The 16,292-nt window shown below is 57.5% G+C and carries 16 protein-coding genes; 10 read left to right on the top strand and 6 right to left on the bottom strand.

Going from position 1 to position 16,292, the window contains the following annotated elements; translation table 11 throughout:
* Positions 1-129: 129 nt before the first annotated feature.
* On the top strand, positions 130-297 hold the full coding sequence (gene rpmG / locus GJA01_RS04990; protein ID WP_007281888.1) for a 50S ribosomal protein L33: 168 nt from the start codon (positions 130-132) through the stop codon (positions 295-297).
* 102 nt (positions 298-399) lie between these two features.
* Here the strand turns inward: rpmG and GJA01_RS04995 are convergent, their stop codons facing one another.
* Together GJA01_RS04995 and eno are read right to left on the bottom strand one after the other, a co-directional pair.
* Entirely contained in the window at positions 400-729 is a 330-nt protein-coding gene (locus GJA01_RS04995) for an FtsB family cell division protein (protein WP_062504332.1), read from the bottom strand.
* A 136-nt stretch (positions 730-865) separates the two neighbouring features.
* Positions 866-2,146 carry a phosphopyruvate hydratase gene (gene eno, locus GJA01_RS05000; RefSeq protein WP_023942328.1) on the bottom strand — a complete coding sequence of 427 codons (1,281 nt, stop codon included), beginning with the start codon at positions 2,144-2,146 and terminating at the stop codon, positions 866-868.
* A 101-nt stretch (positions 2,147-2,247) separates the two neighbouring features.
* Here eno and GJA01_RS05005 point away from each other — a divergent pair, with 101 nt between their 5' ends.
* The gene (locus GJA01_RS05005; protein WP_253783334.1) at positions 2,248-2,733 is read left to right on the top strand and encodes a DUF3429 domain-containing protein; all 486 of its coding nucleotides are present in this window, start codon (positions 2,248-2,250) and stop codon (positions 2,731-2,733) included.
* Here GJA01_RS05005 and kdsA read toward each other — a convergent pair.
* The 4 genes from kdsA to tpiA all read right to left on the bottom strand — a co-directional run bounded on the left by kdsA (position 2,721) and on the right by tpiA (position 6,383).
* On the bottom strand, positions 2,721-3,545 hold the full coding sequence (kdsA, locus tag GJA01_RS05010) for a 3-deoxy-8-phosphooctulonate synthase (RefSeq protein WP_062504336.1): 825 nt from the start codon (positions 3,543-3,545) through the stop codon (positions 2,721-2,723). The two genes, GJA01_RS05005 and kdsA, sit on opposite strands and share 13 nt — an antisense overlap.
* Complete coding sequence (locus GJA01_RS05015) at positions 3,542-5,173, bottom strand: CTP synthase (RefSeq protein ID WP_062504338.1); 1,632 nt, start codon at positions 5,171-5,173, stop codon at positions 3,542-3,544. Before GJA01_RS05015 ends, kdsA begins: the two co-directional genes overlap by 4 nt.
* Positions 5,174-5,235: 62 nt before the next feature.
* Positions 5,236-5,586 (bottom strand): preprotein translocase subunit SecG, encoded by a 351-nt coding sequence (secG, locus tag GJA01_RS05020; RefSeq protein ID WP_010501757.1) that lies wholly within the window; start codon positions 5,584-5,586, stop codon positions 5,236-5,238.
* Positions 5,583-6,383 (bottom strand): triose-phosphate isomerase, encoded by an 801-nt coding sequence (tpiA, locus tag GJA01_RS05025; RefSeq protein ID WP_062504340.1) that lies wholly within the window; start codon positions 6,381-6,383, stop codon positions 5,583-5,585. Before tpiA ends, secG begins: the two co-directional genes overlap by 4 nt.
* A 123-nt stretch (positions 6,384-6,506) precedes the next feature.
* Between tpiA and GJA01_RS05030 the strand changes: the two genes are divergently transcribed.
* The 8 genes from GJA01_RS05030 to GJA01_RS05065 all read left to right on the top strand — a co-directional run bounded on the left by GJA01_RS05030 (position 6,507) and on the right by GJA01_RS05065 (position 16,290).
* Positions 6,507-8,444 carry a peptidyl-prolyl cis-trans isomerase gene (locus GJA01_RS05030; protein ID WP_062504342.1) on the top strand — a complete coding sequence of 646 codons (1,938 nt, stop codon included), beginning with the start codon at positions 6,507-6,509 and terminating at the stop codon, positions 8,442-8,444.
* The gene (gene trpE / locus GJA01_RS05035) at positions 8,444-9,856 is read left to right on the top strand and encodes an anthranilate synthase component I (protein ID WP_062504344.1); all 1,413 of its coding nucleotides are present in this window, start codon (positions 8,444-8,446) and stop codon (positions 9,854-9,856) included. Before GJA01_RS05030 ends, trpE begins: the two co-directional genes overlap by 1 nt.
* Positions 9,857-9,904: 48 nt before the next feature.
* Positions 9,905-10,501 (top strand): anthranilate synthase component II, encoded by a 597-nt coding sequence (locus tag GJA01_RS05040; protein ID WP_061932954.1) that lies wholly within the window; start codon positions 9,905-9,907, stop codon positions 10,499-10,501.
* Positions 10,498-11,589, top strand: coding sequence for an anthranilate phosphoribosyltransferase (gene trpD / locus GJA01_RS05045; protein ID WP_062504346.1), 1,092 nt, complete (start codon positions 10,498-10,500; stop codon positions 11,587-11,589). Before GJA01_RS05040 ends, trpD begins: the two co-directional genes overlap by 4 nt.
* Positions 11,586-12,509: an indole-3-glycerol phosphate synthase TrpC gene (gene trpC, locus GJA01_RS05050; protein ID WP_062504348.1), complete on the top strand. Its 924-nt coding sequence runs from the start codon at positions 11,586-11,588 to the stop codon at positions 12,507-12,509. The genes trpD and trpC overlap by 4 nt, the downstream gene beginning before the upstream one ends.
* Positions 12,510-12,679: 170 nt before the next feature.
* Positions 12,680-13,684 carry a pyruvate dehydrogenase (acetyl-transferring) E1 component subunit alpha gene (gene pdhA / locus GJA01_RS05055; RefSeq protein ID WP_062504350.1) on the top strand — a complete coding sequence of 335 codons (1,005 nt, stop codon included), beginning with the start codon at positions 12,680-12,682 and terminating at the stop codon, positions 13,682-13,684.
* Between the two features lie 5 nt (positions 13,685-13,689).
* Positions 13,690-15,057, top strand: a complete 1,368-nt coding sequence (locus GJA01_RS05060; RefSeq protein ID WP_062504352.1) for a pyruvate dehydrogenase complex E1 component subunit beta — start codon at positions 13,690-13,692, stop codon at positions 15,055-15,057.
* Between the two features lie 6 nt (positions 15,058-15,063).
* On the top strand, positions 15,064-16,290 hold the full coding sequence (locus tag GJA01_RS05065; protein WP_062504354.1) for a pyruvate dehydrogenase complex dihydrolipoamide acetyltransferase: 1,227 nt from the start codon (positions 15,064-15,066) through the stop codon (positions 16,288-16,290).
* The last annotated feature ends 2 nt before the right edge of the window (positions 16,291-16,292 follow it).

Genomic DNA, 16,292 nt, shown 5'->3' on the forward strand with positions numbered 1-16,292 from the left:
GTTATCAGCGGATTTTCACGAGAAAGCCTTGACCTGAGACAGACAAATCAGCATGGTGCGCCGAACTAGATCAACCTGCTGCTTTGACACTTGCGAGCGGCATCAGGACGGCGCAAGCCCGAGGGTATCATGGCAAAAACCAACGTTATTCAGATCCGTCTCGTTTCGTCGGCTGACACCGGCTACTTCTATGTCACGAAGAAGAACGCACGTTCTGCTACGGGCAAGATGGAAGTCCGTAAGTATGACCCGGTCGCTCGCAAGCATGTGACCTTCCGCGAAGCCAAGATCAAGTAAGACCTCGCGGATCATACGAGTTTAAAAAGGCGGCCTTACGGTCGCCTTTTTTGTTGCCCCCACAAAAAAGAACCGATTAAGCGGTTCTTTCAAAAACTGACCTCAGAAAAGCTTGTCGTGCGGACCATAGGGCACAACAATATCCCCATTCCGAGTCAGATTCAGCATAGCCCGTGACCGCTCATCGAGAATATCAGCATCAAGCGCCTTTTCTTTCAGAGCCAGCACCCGCCGATGCCAGACAGCCTGCTCATCCTTGGCATCCTGTTGCGCCTGAAGAGCCTGCTGCTGAAGAACAAGCTGATCCTGATAGGCGCGAATACCATGCGCCCCATGGAGAGCATTCCAGCCGAAATAAGCCGTTAGGGAAAGAAACAGGACTGGCGGCGCAACCGTACGGATGGCGCGCTTGATGAGTCGAAGAGGTCTCACGCGGGGTACAGTCTCCCTTGGCTTTCAAACGTCCTGATAGCCTACCTCAGAGAGACAGAGCGAAACAATCATTCATGTCAAAAGACACCTGATTATTTTCTAAAAAAACCGGCCCCTTTTGGGGCCGGCTTTCTGGTTAGGCATTCTTGAGAATGCTGCGACCTGCATAACGTGCCGCGCTACCGAGTTGCTGCTCGATACGGATCAGCTGGTTGTACTTGGCCGTACGATCAGAGCGGGAGAGGGAGCCCGTCTTGATCTGCCCACAGTTGGTCGCAACAGCCAGATCCGCGATCACAGCGTCTTCCGTCTCACCGGAGCGATGGCTCATCACACAGGTGTAGCCAGCCTTGTGAGCCGTCTCGACAGCTTCCAGCGTTTCGGTCAGCGTGCCAATCTGATTCACCTTCACGAGAAGGGAGTTGGCCGTGCCAGCCTTGATGCCACGACGCAGACGCTCAGGGTTCGTCACGAACAGATCGTCACCGACGAGCTGGAGCTTACCACCCAGACGTGCGGTCAGTTCTGCCCAGCCTTCCCAGTCATCTTCTGCAAGACCGTCTTCAATGGAGACGATTGGGTACTTTTTCGTCAATTCTTCCAGGTAAGAGATCATACCGGAAGAATCGAATTCCTTGCCTTCACCCTTCAGATTGTAGCGGCCGTCGGCGTAGAACTCAGTCGCAGCACAATCGAGCGCAAACGTGACATCATCACCCGGACGATAACCCGCAGCCTCAACAGACTTCGTGATGAAGCTCAGAGCTTCGTCAGCAGACTTCAGGCCCGGAGCAAAGCCACCTTCGTCACCCACATTCGTGTTGTGACCAGCAGCGGACAGACCCTTCTTCAGCGCTGTGAAGATCTCAGAACCCATGCGTACGGCATCAGCGATCGTTGGCGCACCAACCGGCTGGATCATGAATTCCTGAATGTCGATCGGGTTATCTGCGTGCTCACCACCGTTGACGATGTTCATCATCGGAACGGGCAGGGTATGCGCAAAAACGCCCCCGACATAACGGTAGAGCGGCAGTTCCAGTTCTTCGGCCGTTGCCTTGGCAACCGCAAGGGAAACACCAAGGATGGCGTTCGCACCGATGCGGGACTTGTTCGGTGTGCCATCCAGTTCGATCATCGCGTTATCGATGGCGATCTGATCTTCAGATTCGGCACCCTGCAGCACTTCAAGGATTTCGTCTTCAACGAACCCACAGGCCTTCAGAACACCCTTGCCGTTATAGCGGGACTTGTCCCCGTCACGCAGCTCGACAGCTTCGTGGGCGCCAGTAGAAGCACCAGAGGGAACGGCGGCACGACCGCGGGCACCAGACGACAGCTCAACCTCAACCTCAACGGTCGGGTTACCACGGCTGTCCAGGATCTCGCGGGCAGTGATATCAACAATGGCGCTCAATGGAAGCTCTCCTGGATATGCGTGAACCGGGTGTGGCTCATAACCGTTCGGGACGGATCACCGTTTCGTCTCAAAATCAGAACATAAGGTCAATCGACGACATGCGTCTTCCTTTTCTCGCCCTGATCCTTGGTCTCGCGGGACTCATCCCGTTCGTGACGCTGGGAGGCTGGATTTTTCTGGCAGGGCTCTTCTCCCCACTACCGCACCTGACCGTCATTCTTCTGGCGTACGGCGCATGTATCCTGTCCTTTTTGGGGGCCGTCCACTGGGGGCTGACCATGGAACGACCTGACATCATCACAGTTCAGGGAACGGCAGATCGTGATCGTCAGAGACTCCTTCTGGGAGTCTGCCCTGCGCTCTGGGCATGGCTTTCACTCTGCGTCGGACTATTGGGGGACCTGCGTGCCGGATACCTACTAGAGGTCATCGGCTTCATTTCCACATTTGCTGTGGAACGGGCGGCCTGGAAGCATGGCGCGCTGCCACCCGGTTACATGCCCTTACGGGGCGTGCTGACAGCGGGGGCCGTCATAAGTCTCCTTATGGCAGCCCTCGCACCATTGCAGAACTATACGCTGTAAGACTTTGCCAGCGCGTCAAACGCCTTCAGACGCGTCAGAAGGCCCCTCATTTCCGAAAGCGGAACCATCGTGGGGCCGTCGCTCGGAGCGTTGTCAGGGTCCTGATGCGCCTCAATGAAAACAGCAGCAACACCAATGGACAACGCAGCGCGGGCGAGGGGTTCAACGAACTCCCGCTGTCCACCCGTCGAAGCCCCTAGGCCGCCCGGCTGCTGAACCGAGTGGGTGGCATCGAAAACAATAGGATAACCCGTCTGCGCCATGATCGGCAGTCCGCGCATGTCACTAACGAGCGTGTTGTACCCAAAGCTCGTCCCACGGTCACAGAGCATGATGCGCTCATTCCCCGTCGAAGCCAGCTTGGCCGCAACATTCGCCATGTCCCAGGGAGCTAGAAACTGGCCCTTCTTGACGTTGATGGCGCGGCCAGTCTGACCCGCAGCAAGGAGCAGGTCCGTCTGCCGACACAGGAAAGCAGGGATCTGCAAAACATCCACCGCCTGCGCCGCGATAGCGCACTGATCGGCAGAATGAACATCCGTCAAAACCGGAACATCAAAACGCTCACGGATGGAGGCCAGAATATCCAGCCCCTTTTCCATCCCCACGCCGCGCGCCGCATTCACGGAACTGCGGTTCGCCTTGTCGTAGCTACTCTTGTAGATCAGACCGATGTCAAGCTCGCGACACACTGTGGAAAGAGCATCCGCCATCTCCACGGCATGCTCTCGGGATTCGATCTGGCACGGCCCTGCAATCAGGGTGAAGGGCCGGTCCTGACCGATCTCGAGATTGCCAATTCGGAAGCTCACTTGCTTTCCGTCCGCTTGCGGGCTGCACCGATGAAGCCTGCAAAGAGAGGGTGTGGATCAAATGGCTTGGACAGCAGTTCCGGATGGTACTGCACGCCGATGAACCACGGATGATCCGGGTATTCCACGACTTCCGGCAGAACGCCGTCTGGAGACATGCCGGAGAAACGCAGACCCGTCTTTTCCAGACGATCCTTGTAATGCAGGTTCACTTCCCAACGGTGACGGTGACGTTCCCGCACTTCCGTCTTGCCGTAGATTTCCGCAACACGGGAGCCGGGAGCAAGCTTGGCCGGGAAAGCGCCCAGACGCATCGTGCCCCCAAGATCTCCACCTTCGCGACGGCGCATCAGCTCGTTGCCGTTGGCCCATTCCGTCATAAGACCAACCAGTGGTTCGCTCGTCGGACCAAACTCCGTGGAGGAGGCCTTGGGCAGACCGGCGAGGGAACGCGCACATTCGATCACAGCCATCTGCATGCCAAAGCAGATCCCAAGGAACGGAATACCGTTCTCACGGGCATAGCGAACGGCCTGAACCTTGCCTTCTGCACCACGCTCACCGAAGCCACCCGGCACCAGAATGGCATCCGCCTCCTTCAGGCGCTCGGCAATGTCAGCCGTCTTTTCGAACTCTTCCGATTCGATCCAGTCGAGCTTCACGCGAACATTGTTCGCGATCCCGCCATGCAGCAGGGCTTCGGCCAGCGACTTGTAGCTATCCAGCAGCGCCGTGTACTTGCCCACGACAGCAACATTTACTTCGCCCTGCGGCTCGCGAATCGCGTGGACGATCTTTTCCCAGCGGCTCAGATCCGGTGAGCCTTCGAACGGCAGACCGAAATAACGCAGGACTTCGCGGTCCATGCCTTCGTTATGATAGGAAATCGGGCACGCATAGATCGTATCCACATCCAGCGCGGCAATCACGGCCTCGGGGCGGACGTTACAGAAATTCGCGATCTTGCGGCGCTCGTTTTCCGGAATCGGACGATCCGAACGGCAGAGCAGAACCTGAGGCTGAATACCGACATTCTGCAGCTCCTTGACGGAATGCTGCGTCGGCTTCGTCTTCAGTTCGCCTGCTGAGGGAATATACGGCAGCAGCGTCAGGTGAACGCACATGGTCTGGTTGTGACCCAGATCATTACGAAGCTGACGGATGGCCTCAAGGAAGGGAAGGCTCTCGATGTCGCCAACCGTTCCGCCGATTTCCACCAGAACGAAATCATAGTCTTCCGTCCCAGCCACCACGACGTCCTTAATGGCGTCCGTGATGTGCGGAATGACCTGAACGGTTCCACCCAGATAGTCGCCGCGACGTTCGCGGGCGATGACATCGGAATAGATACGGCCTGTCGTGGTATTGTCAGCACGGCGGGCGTGAACGCCCGTAAAGCGCTCATAATGACCGAGATCGAGGTCTGTTTCAGCCCCGTCATCGGTGATGAACACTTCACCATGCTGATACGGGCTCATCGTGCCCGGATCCACGTTCAGGTAGGGGTCCAGCTTGCGCATGCGGACCTTGTAGCCGCGTGCCTGGAGGAGAGCAGCAAGAGCCGCAGAAGCGATGCCCTTGCCGAGAGAAGATACCACACCGCCGGTGATGAATACGAAGCGCGTCATGGGCGCTCCTCATACACCGAAGGTGGGGGCGAGGGGAAGCGTCGAGATGCTTCCCGACTCAGTTAGTGAGCAGGCGTCTCGGCAGGAGCCGGAGCGGCAGGGGTTGCTGGCGAAGCAGGAGCTGTTGTTGCGGCGGCTGGAGCCGGCGGATCAGCAAGAATGTCATGGCCTCCGACGCCAGAGGAGGCGCCACGATTCAGAAGGGCCAGAACGAGGCAAAGCAGCATGAAAACGCCGGCCAGAACGGAGGTCGCGCGCGTCAGAAGCGTTGCCGTTCCACGGCCGGTCATGAAAGAGCCCATGCCTTGGCTACTGCCGATACCAAGGCCGCCGCCTTCGCTGCGCTGGATCAGGATCGTACCGATCAGGGCCAGTGTGACCAGCAGATTGATGACAAGCAGAAAAGTGGTCATGAACGATAGGGTCCGGACAATGGTTGGGAGGAGAGGCGGAGCGATGCGGCTTCAGCAATGCGCAGGAAGCTTTTCGCGTCCAAGCTCGCACTGCCAACCAGCACTCCGCCCAGCACCCCGATGGAAAAAATGGTCGGCGCCTGGGCCGGTGTTACGGAGCCGCCATACAGGATTGGCACGCGAATGTCATCCATCTTGAGGCGGGACTGCAACAATCCGCGTAGAAGAAACAGCGTCCGCTCCAGTTCATCACGGGACGGCGTAACGCCACTCCCGATAGCCCAAATGGGCTCGTAAGCCAGAACGCCGTTGAAACTATCAGTCAGGGATCCATCGATCTGGCTGGCCAGAACAGTCGCCGCACGCCCGTCCTGACGCTCGGCCATGGTTTCACCAATGCAGACAACCGGCACCAGCCCCGCCGCTTCGGCTGCCTGCACTTTGCGACGAATGAGAGCGTCCGTTTCCCCACAATTCTGGCGCCGCTCGGAATGTCCCAGCAAAACGTACTTAACACCAACATCAGCCAGCATATCCGCTGAAATCTCGCCGGTGTGCGCGCCTGACGAGGCGGTGTGGCAATCCTGCGCGCCTAACTGAAGCTTTGAATCAGTGCCAACTGTTTCAAGAATATCAGACACGCGCTCCAGCTGGGTGAAGGGCGGACAGATAACCAGTTTGACGTCGTCAGGCAGGGAGCATGCGCCTTCGGCTACGGCAGTTGCAAGCTGTACGGTCTGTTCCCGCAAGCCATTCATCTTCCAGTTACCGATTACGAGTTTCGGCGATACGTCCATGCTTCCTCCTGAGGGTGAGCCGTCCGCTTACTGGTCAAGCGCGGCTCACGACATTATGGTGCCGCAAGTTTAGCGGGCCTTCCACGCCTGCACCATCCCGCCATCCGGATCCGTCCTGACCCTATGATTACCACCCTACGCCATCTTCTCGTTGACTCCTGGGCCGGCCGTGCCGCCGCAATCCTGATCTTCCTGGCCTTTATCGGGTGGGGCGTAGGGGATGTTTACTCCAATATGGGGACCAGTGGCTCCAACACGATTGTGCAGGTCGGTAGCCGCAGCATCACGCCAGACGATCTGGCACGGGCGCTCTCCACCCAACTGCCAGCCGCAGCGCAGCAGATGGGTCTGGCGGATGCTTCCCATCTTCCCGATGGCACCAAGCAGCAGATCGCCCGTCAGGTTCTTCACAATCTCGTGATCCAGAACGAAGTCCAGCTTGCTGGTGAGCGTGCAGGGATGAACGTACCCGATGAACTGATCCGCAAGGAAATCTTCGCGATCCCAGCCTTTCATAATGCTGCGGGCCAGTTCGATCGCACGATGCTGAATGACCGCCTGACGCGCATCGGTATTACTGAAAAGCGTCTGATCCAGATGATTCGCGAAGACATCATTTCCCGCGGACTGCTTCAGGGCATGGGCGCATCTGTACAGGCACCGAAGTCCCTGATGGATCGTCTCTTTGCGTTTGATGCAGACCAGCGCGTTCTGGATGTTCTGCGCGTACCCTTCACGGCTGGCACGGTTACTGCTGCACCAACAGACGAACAGCTTCACCGCTATTACGACAATCACCCGCAGGATTTCCGCACGACGGAATACCGTCATGCCAAGATGGTTGTGATGACGGCAGACAGTGTTGCCAAGACGATCGAAGTTCCGGATGACGTCCTGCACAAGCTGTATGATTTCCAGGCCCGTACCTACAATGTTCCTGAAACCCGGACGCTTCAGGTTCTGACCTTCCAGGACGAGGCGAAGGCCAACGCTGCAGCAACAGCATGGCGCAACACGAATGCGTGGGACGCTATCCAGAAGGCTTACCCGGACGCGGCAGCCGTAGCTCTTCCACATGTGCGCCAGAGTGACATCCCGAACCCGGAACTGGCCAAGCTCACATTCGCAGCGCAGGCAAACCAGATCACTGGCCCGACCAAAACGGCAGCAGGCTGGGTGGTCTTCAACATCACCGATGTTGTCGCACCGCATCAGACAAGCTTTGAACAGGCAAAGAACGATCTGCGCGATCAGGTCCAGAAGCAGGAAGCCCCGCAGGCTCTTCAGGCGCGCCTTGCGCAGTTTCAGGACGCGATTGCAGGCTCGACAACGCTTGAAAAAGTTCCGTCCAATCTTGGCGCGGTTCCAGCGGCAGGTTCCCTTGATGCCCGCGGCATGACGCAGGACGGCGTACCTGCTCCAATTCCGGGCGATGCCAATCTGCGTCAGTCCATCATCCAGCACATCTTCTCCCAGAAGAAGGATGCACAGCCGGTTGTCGTGAATGGTCCGGACGGGTCTGCTTTCGCAGTTGCTGTTGACGAAGTTCATCCGGGTACGCTGCGCCCCTTCACGGAAGTCCGCGATCAGGTTGTTCAGGCCTGGACCGCAGACCAGCAGCGTCATGCCGCTGATGCACGCGTCACGGCTCTGTTCACGGAAGCGAAGAAGAGCACTCTGGCCAAGGCTCTCGAAAACCAGCCAGAAGCTTCGAACCTGCGCAAGAACGTTGCTGTTTCCCGCGTTCATCCTGATCAGTCCCTGCCACAGAATGTTCTGCGGGCTGCCTTCGGCCTGAAGGTTGGCACAACCGGCATGTATGAAGGCCCGGACGCGTTCTGGCTGGTCAACGTGACGGTGCAGAAGCCAGGCGATGCCGGTGACAACCAGTCTCTGCGCCACGATCTGGACGCTCAGTATGTTCAGTCCCTGCAGGCTGACATTCCGATGGCTCTGGACGCAGCGTTGGAAAAAACCGTTCCCGTCTCACACATGAACATGAACCTGTTCAATCAGGTTGTGGCCTCGACATCCCCCGCAGCCGCTAACGGAGCGCAGTGATGCCGATTGTTCACAGTATCGAAGCCGCAGACCTCCTGACCCCGGTTTCAGCCTATCTGCGCCTGTCCCGTCTTTCCGATGATCCTTACCGGATGTTGCTGGAAAGCGTGGAAGGCGGCGCGACGAGAGGCCGTTATTCCGTGATTGCCCTTCTACCGGATCTGGTCTGGAAGTGCCGGAACGGGGAGGTAACCCTTGATGGAACGTCGCTTCAGGGCAAACCGCTGGACACGCTGAAGGACATCATCGACCAGAGCCAGATGGATCTTCCTGTTGATATGCCACCGATGATCGGCGGCGTATTTGGCGTGCTGGGCTATGACATGGTCCGTCAGATGGAAGTCCTGCCCAACGCTCCGGTCAATGATCTGGATCTGCCGGAAGGCATCATGATCCGCCCCCAGCTTTTCGCCGTATTTGATTCAGTCCGTGATGAGTTGACGCTCGCGGTGCCGGTTCGTGGCGCCATGACAACCGCAGAAGCTCATGCACTACTGGATCGGGCGCGGGCAGCGCTGGCTGCCCCTCTGGAAGATGCGACGGAAACGCTGCCTGCGGGCACCGAACTTGCTCCCCCATCCTCCAACGTAACGCAGGAGCAGTTCGAAGCGAATGTCCGAACCGCGCAGGATTACATCGCGGCCGGAGACGCATTCCAGATCGTTCCAAGTCAGCGTTTCACAACACCATTCCCGCTATCTCCGCTTGCGTTGTACCGAAGCCTGCGTCGCATTAACCCGGCTCCGTTCCTGTTCCTGATGGAACTGGAAGATTATGCACTGGTTGGTTCGTCGCCGGAAATTCTCGTCCGTCTGCGGGCAGGGGAAGTCACGGTTCGCCCCCTCGCTGGCACCCGTCCGCGTGGCAACGACCGGGCACATGATCTGGAGCTTGAGAAAGAACTGCTCGCGGATCAGAAGGAACTCGCCGAGCATCTCATGCTCATTGATCTGGGGCGGAATGACGTAGGCCGCGTCTCGGAACTGGGGACCGTGCAGGTTCCCGATCAGTTCGTGATCGAACGCTACAGCCACGTCATGCATATTTCCTCGACGGTCACGGGACAGATCAAGGCTGGAAAAACCGCCATGGATGCGCTTGTTGCCGCGTTTCCGGCCGGAACACTGACAGGTGCGCCGAAAATCCGTGCCATGGAAATCATCGACGAACTGGAGCCAACCCGCCGCGGGCCGTATTCAGGTTGCGTTGGATATTTTGGTGCGGATGGGGAGATGGATACCTGCATCGGGCTAAGGATGGCTGTTCTGAAGAATGGCCAGATGTATGTTCAAGCAGGCTGCGGCGTCGTGGCAGACAGTGATCCGAACTCGGAGTTTCGCGAAACACAGGCAAAGGCGAGAGCACTTTTCCGGGCCGCGGAAGTCGCTGTCTCCAACGCAGCAAAATCCTGAAACAATGTTGCATTTGACGTAACGAAACGTGAAGGCCATCCTGTTGCCATGATCCTGCTCATCGACAACTACGACAGCTTCACATTCAACATCGTGCATCATCTGGGCGCATTGGGTGTTGAATGTGATGTGCGGCGCAATGACGCCCTGAGCGTCGAGGAAGCTCTCGCTCTTAAACCCTCCGCCATTGTGATTTCGCCCGGCCCCTGCGCCCCCGATGATGCAGGTATCTGTTGTGATTTGATCCGTGCGGCGGCGGGAAAGGTTCCGGTCTTCGGTGTCTGCCTCGGCCATCAGGCAATCGGGCAGGTTTTCGGCGCGAAGGTCGTCCGGGCACCTGTTCCAATGCATGGCAAGATCAGCCCGGTTGACCATGACGACACCGGTGTTTTCGCTGGCCTTCCTAATCCGGTGAACGTCGTGCGCTATCATAGCCTGACGCTGGAGCCAGCAAGCATTCCCCCGGAACTGATCGTTAATGCGTCTACGAAGGACGGCATTATCATGGGCGTCCGTCACCGGGACTACGATGTGCATGGCGTTCAGTTTCATCCAGAGAGCATTGCTTCTACGGCAGGCCGCGAACTACTGGCGAACTTCCTGACAATCGCTGGCATTCCGCACAAGACCGTAGAGCCGGCATGACGGAGAAAGCTGACTTTCCGTCTCTTCTACGTCGCGTTGCTGACGGTTCTATTCTGACAACCGACGATGCTGAAAACGCATTTTCGGCAATCATGGCAGGAGAGGTAGAACCTGCCCAACTCGCGGCTTTCCTCACAGCGCTCAAAATGCGCGGTGAAGCTGCTGATGAACTGACAGGAGCGGTTCAGGCCGTCCGCCGTTATATGACAGTTCTGCCAGATGTTCCGGCAGATACGCTGGACGTCTGCGGGACGGGCGGCGACGGACTTGGCACACTCAATGTGTCGACCGCCGTTGCGTTCGTTCTGGCGGGGCTGGGTATCCCGGTCGCCAAACATGGCAATCGCGCGCTTTCATCCCGATCTGGCGCGACTGATGTTCTGGAAAAGCTTGGCGTTCCGCCGATCGACGATCCGGCTTTTCAAAGTGCCCAGTTGCGGGAGAACCATCTGGCGTTCCTTGCAGCACCATTCCATCATCCGGCCATGCGCCACGCGGCTCCTGTCCGTAAGGCACTAGGATTTCGAACACTTTTCAATCTGCTTGGACCGCTCTGCAATCCGGCTCAGGTGCAGCGTCAGCTTATTGGTGTTTTTGACGTTCGCTGGTGTGAACCAGTCGTCCGGACCCTCGCCAGCCTTGGCAGCACCCATGTCTGGGCTGTTCATGGCACAACAGACGAAGGTGGCAGCGATGAACTGACACTCGCCGGCTCTGCTGAAATCGTAAGCCTCGAAAACGGCACGATTAACCGCATGACATTCGACCCGAGCATCGCGGGAATGTCGTTCACTCCAATTTCTGCCATCCGCGGCGGAGATTCCAATGCGAACGCCAAGGCTCTGACTGCGCTCCTTGAGGGAGTTCACGGACCTTATCGTGATACCGTTCTTTTGAATGCAGCCGCCGCCATTCATGTGGCTGGACGTGGCAATATTGTGCATAATGGCGCGATTGACGCACAGGCGTTTCGTAACAATATGGCATTGGCGGCTCGTTCCATTGACGATGGACATGCACGGACAGCCCTGGAACGGGCGCGTATTGCCATTGCCTCCCTTACCAAGACAAATGCAGGACTATCATGACCTTCATGCATCAGCGACCAGCGATGACCTATGCACCTGAAGGGGTAGAGCAGTTTCCTGACCCGGAAGTTCCGGAAACGACCACGCCGCCCATCAAGGACCCTTCAGTCGAAACGACAGATAGAAGCGACGTTCTGGCTCGCATCTGTGCACGTACCCGCGTGGATGTGGAACAGCGCTCCCAGATCATGTCGCTCGAGGACATTACGCTCCGGGCGCGCGAAGTTACGACGCCAACACGCGGTTTCGGACAAGCCCTCCAGCATCTGACGGCAGACCGACAGGTCGGTCTGATTGCCGAAATCAAAAAAGCTTCCCCGTCCGCAGGTGTTCTTCGACCGACATACGATCCTGTCGGTATTGCTCAGGCCTATCAGGCAGCGGGCGCGACCTGCCTGTCCGTTCTGACGGAAGGGTCGTGCTTTCATGGCAGCACGGACGATATTCGCGCTGTTCGTGAGGCTTGCAGCCTCCCGATTCTTCGCAAGGATTTCATTCTTGACCCATGGCAGGTGCATGAAAGCCGCCTGATCGGTGCGGACTGTATCCTCCTCATTATGGCGGCCCTGACAGAAACGCAGGCATCCGAACTCATCGGTATCGCCCGTGGTCTGGATATGGACGTTCTGGTGGAAGTGCATGACGCAGATGAACTGAACCGTGCGTTAGCTCTTGATACCTCGCTGATCGGTATCAACAACCGTAATCTTCGCACGCTTAAAACAGACATTCAGACGACACTGGATCTGGCTCCCATGGTTCCCCCAGACCGCTTGGTGGTCTCTGAAAGCGGTATCAAGACGCAGGACGACCTCCTCAAGGTTGGTGAGGTAGGAGCCAGCGCCGTACTGGTTGGAGAGAGCCTCCTTCGCGAAGATGATCCGGGAGCAGCAGCCCGTCGCCTTCTTGGCTTTACCTGACATCCGGTCCTGTTGAAGGGGGCGCTTTCGCGTCTCTCTTCAACAGGGCGTTTCCGTTAAGCTTCCGGACCCTGCCTCTCCTTTCGGAGATGTAACTGGGGTCACTCTGGCCTTCGAGGCCAAGTATCGGTAAGAGCTTCCCCAGATTTGTGCATTTCCAGGAGACCGCCATGGACGAGACAACGTCCGCTTCCATCCGGAGCAACGGTCCGGCCCTTTCGCCGGAGACAATGAAGCGTGCCTACAAGGACATGCTCCTGATCCGACGTTTTGAGGAAAAGGCTGGGCAGCTCTACGGAATGGGGCTCATCGGGGGCTTCTGCCATCTTTATATCGGGCAGGAAGCTGTTGTGGTCGGTATTGGCCTGAACATGAAGCAGGGCGATAAGTCCATCACGTCCTACCGTGACCATGGCCAGATGCTGGTTGCCGGCATGACAGCCCGTGGCGTCATGGCCGAACTGACAGGTCGCTCCGGTGGCTATTCCCGCGGCAAGGGCGGCTCCATGCACATGTTCTCCCGTGAGAAGGAGTTCTACGGTGGCCACGGCATCGTCGGTGCTCAGGTCGCACTTGGAACGGGGCTGGCATTTGCCAACCATTATCGTGGCACGGACGAAGTCTCGATCGTCTATTTTGGCGAAGGTGCATCTGCGCAGGGGCAGGTTTACGAGAGCTTCAATCTCGCCGCCCTGCACAAGCTGCCCTGCATCTATGTGATCGAAAACAACCGCTACGGCATGGGGACGTCCATCGAGCGCGCCTCAGCATCCAAAGATCTTTCCCGAAATGCCGAGCCTTGGGGCATCCCCAGCCGCAAGGTTGACGGCATGGATGTTTTCGCCGTGCATCAGGCCGCTCAGGAAGCTATGGAGCATTGCCGCGCAGGTAAGGGACCATTCCTGCTGGAAATGGAAACCTATCGCTATCGCGGGCACTCCATGTCCGATCCGGCGAAGTATCGTCAGCGGACTGAAGTCGAGGAAATGCGTCGCACGCGCGATCCGATCGAAAATCTGAAGGCTGAAATGCTGCGGAATGGCATTGGCGAAGACGTCTTCAAAGACATTGAAACTGACGTGAAGGCCGTTGTGGCTGACGCTGTCGAATTTGCACAGACCTGCCCGGAGCCGGATGAATCCGAGCTCTGGACTGATATTCTGGTGGAGGCCTGAGTTCCATGGCATCTCTGATTCTGATGCCGGCCCTGTCGCCGACCATGACCGAAGGTACGATTGCGCGTTGGCTCCGTCAGCCGGGCGAGGCTGTAAAGTCGGGCGATGTGATCGCTGAAATTGAGACCGACAAGGCCACGATGGAAGTCGAAGCTGTTGAAGACGGCGTCTTCGGCAAGGTTCTGGTTCCCGAAGGTAGCGAGAGCGTTGCCGTCAATACACCTATCGCCGTTCTGCTTGAAGACGGTGAAGATGCGGCGGCGGCAGACACCGTAACACGTCCTGCCGATCCGGCTGCTGGCGCACCTGTTGCGATTGAAACCCCATCTGCTCCTGCCATCGTTGAGGCTCCGACCATCAAACAGGCGGAAGAGGAAAAGGACTGGGGCGAAACGAAGAACATCACTGTTCGTGAAGCGCTGCGGGATGCAATGGCCGCAGAACTTCGCCGCGACGAAGACGTCTTCCTGATGGGTGAGGAAGTTGCCCAGTATCAGGGTGCGTACAAAATCAGTCAGGGTCTTCTGGACGAATTTGGTGAAAAGCGCGTCATCGACATGCCAATCACCGAGCATGGCTTTACGGGAATGGCAGTCGGCGCAGCACTGACAGGGCTGAAGCCGATCGTTGAGTTCATGACCATGAACTTTTCTCTGCAAGCCATTGATCATATTATTAATTCTGCTGCCAAGACACTTTATATGTCCGGCGGTCAGATGGGCTGCCCCATCGTATTCCGCGGTCCTAATGGTGCCGCAGCGCGCGTGGGCGCACAGCACTCCCAGTGCTTTGCAAGCTGGTATGCTCATATCCCGGGCCTGAAGGTTGTGGCTCCTTGGTCTGCCGCTGATGCGAAGGGCCTGTTGCGCGCGGCTATCCGCGACCCGAACCCGGTTGTCGTGCTGGAAAACGAAATCCTGTACGGACAGAAGTTCCCATGCCCGACGGATGAAGACTTCATCCTGCCAATTGGCAAGGCCAAGATCGAACGTGAAGGCAAGGACGTTACGCTGGTCGCGTTCTCCATCATGGTCGGCGTGGCTTTGGATGCTGCGGCAAAACTTGCCGAAGAAGGCATTGAGGCCGAAGTCATCAACCTGCGCACTCTGCGTCCGCTGGATACCGAGACCATCATCAAGAGCGTCAAAAAGACGAACCGGATTGTCTCCGTTGAGGAAGGCTGGCCGGTTGCAGGTATCGGTGCAGAAATCTGCACGGTTGCCGTTGAGCAGGCGTTCGACTGGCTCGATGCACCGCCAGCCCGCGTCTGCGGCCTTGATCTGCCGCTGCCTTATGCTTCCAATCTTGAAAAACTGGCACTTCCGAAACCCGAATGGGTTGTGGAAGCAGTCCGCAAGCAGTTCGGGGACTGACCAACAATGGCAACCGATATCCTGATGCCGGCCCTGTCGCCGACAATGACCGAAGGCAAACTGGCCCGCTGGCTCAAAAAAGAGGGCGATAAGGTTTCAGCCGGCGATGTGATCGCGGAGATCGAGACCGACAAGGCCACGATGGAAGTCGAGGCTGTGGACGAGGGTATTCTCGGCCGCATTCTTGTTCAGGAAGGCGTAGAGGGTGTTGCAGTCAACACACCCATCGCCATTCTGGTTGAGGAAGGCGAAGATGTACCTGACGCATCTACAGCACAAACTCCTGCTGTTGCTCTAGCCGCTGAGCCTGTTGCTGCAAGTATACCTCCAGCAAGTACCAAAGCCGCGCCGAAAGATGAGAGCAGCGAGCGCATTTTCGTCTCCCCGCTGGCAAAACGTATGGCTAAAGACCGCGGAATTGCTCTTGGATCCCTCAACGGGACCGGCCCGAACGGTCGTATTCTGAAGCGGGATGTGGAGAAGGGCGGCAACGCTGCACCGGTCGCGCCGAAAACGACCCCCGCGACCCCGGTTGCTACAGACGGGGATGTAAAGCGTGTTCCTAACTCCACAATGCGAAAGGTTATTGCGCGGCGCCTGACGGAATCAAAGACACAGGTTCCACACTTCTATGTATCCGTGGACATCGAACTTGATGCTCTGCTGGCCCTTCGTTCGAAACTGAACGCAACGGCTGAGGACAACAGCTTCAAGATCTCCGTCAACGATATGATGATCAAGGCGGTTGGGCTCGCACTGAAGAAGCAGCCCGGTCTCAATGTTCAATTTACCGATGCCGAGACACTGCATTTCGAGAATGTAGACATCTCGATGGCCGTCTCCATCCCGGAAGGCCTCATCACGCCGATTATCCGGAATGCGGATCAGAAATCCCTGCGCGAAATCAGTCGGGAAGCCAAAGATCTGGCCAAACGCGCCCGTGCGGGCAAGTTGAAGCCGGAAGAATTTCAGGGCGGGACGTTCTCCATTTCGAACATGGGCATGTTTGGCGTTCGGGATTTCGCGGCGATCATCAATCCGCCGCAGGCTGGTATCCTGGCCATTGCATCAGGCGAGAAACGCGCTGTTGTGCGGGGAGACCAACTTGCAATTGCAACCGTCATGACGGCGACACTTTCTGTTGATCATCGTGCCGTTGATGGCGCGCTCGGCGCACAGTGGCTGAACGCCCTGCGCGACATCGTACAGAACCCTTACACTCTGGTGGTCTGATC

It is taken from the genome of Gluconobacter japonicus, assembly GCF_002723975.1.
Lineage (GTDB): Bacteria > Pseudomonadota > Alphaproteobacteria > Acetobacterales > Acetobacteraceae > Gluconobacter > Gluconobacter japonicus.

Coding starts and splice junctions, on each gene's coding strand:
- GJA01_RS05040 (WP_061932954.1), top strand. CDS start 9,905: ATGATCCTGCTCATCGACAACTACGACAGCTTCACATTCAACATCGTG.
- trpE (WP_062504344.1), top strand. CDS start 8,444: ATGCCGATTGTTCACAGTATCGAAGCCGCAGACCTCCTGACCCCGGTT.
- GJA01_RS05060 (WP_062504352.1), top strand. CDS start 13,690: ATGGCATCTCTGATTCTGATGCCGGCCCTGTCGCCGACCATGACCGAA.
- trpC (WP_062504348.1), top strand. CDS start 11,586: ATGACCTTCATGCATCAGCGACCAGCGATGACCTATGCACCTGAAGGG.
- rpmG (WP_007281888.1), top strand. CDS start 130: ATGGCAAAAACCAACGTTATTCAGATCCGTCTCGTTTCGTCGGCTGAC.
- GJA01_RS05065 (WP_062504354.1), top strand. CDS start 15,064: ATGGCAACCGATATCCTGATGCCGGCCCTGTCGCCGACAATGACCGAA.
- pdhA (WP_062504350.1), top strand. CDS start 12,680: ATGGACGAGACAACGTCCGCTTCCATCCGGAGCAACGGTCCGGCCCTT.
- tpiA (WP_062504340.1), bottom strand. CDS start 6,383: ATGGACGTATCGCCGAAACTCGTAATCGGTAACTGGAAGATGAATGGC.
- GJA01_RS05005 (WP_253783334.1), top strand. CDS start 2,248: ATGCGTCTTCCTTTTCTCGCCCTGATCCTTGGTCTCGCGGGACTCATC.
- GJA01_RS05030 (WP_062504342.1), top strand. CDS start 6,507: ATGATTACCACCCTACGCCATCTTCTCGTTGACTCCTGGGCCGGCCGT.
- secG (WP_010501757.1), bottom strand. CDS start 5,586: ATGACCACTTTTCTGCTTGTCATCAATCTGCTGGTCACACTGGCCCTG.
- GJA01_RS05015 (WP_062504338.1), bottom strand. CDS start 5,173: ATGACGCGCTTCGTATTCATCACCGGCGGTGTGGTATCTTCTCTCGGC.
- trpD (WP_062504346.1), top strand. CDS start 10,498: ATGACGGAGAAAGCTGACTTTCCGTCTCTTCTACGTCGCGTTGCTGAC.